Source organism: Terriglobus sp. ADX1 (genome assembly GCF_036877645.1).
Taxonomy (GTDB): Bacteria; Acidobacteriota; Terriglobia; order Terriglobales; family Acidobacteriaceae; genus Terriglobus.
This window is the reverse complement of record NZ_JAEDXV010000128.1, coordinates 1-253: the sequence shown is the minus strand read 5'-3', so window position 1 is coordinate 253 and position 253 is coordinate 1. Positions and strand designations below refer to the sequence as shown.

Here is a 253-nt window from a genome sequence, read left to right as displayed (position 1 = left end):
GACTGACGGGACTCAGGGAACGGGCTCACGCCGAACTCCATGCCACGCGTTACACCGGCGTTCTTCCACGGCGCATGACTGCGGCTGCGGTTCTCCTCCCAGATGCCAAGCCACGGGAAGTCTGCGCGTCCCAGACATATGCAATGGCAAAGCGATACTTCGGCGACCACGCACTAAAGTATGCCTGCGGCTTCATCAGCACGGCGATGTAGCTGCTGGCTGGTGCGTCCGGCTTCATGTCTGTGACATTGAT

General features: G+C 60.1%; 1 protein-coding gene. It reads right to left on the bottom strand.

Annotated elements, in window-relative coordinates; translation table 11 throughout:
* Positions 1-49: 49 nt before the first annotated feature.
* Positions 50-253: hypothetical protein (locus JAO32_RS19895; RefSeq protein ID WP_334243639.1), on the bottom strand; the 204-nt coding region annotated here is incomplete at its 5' end.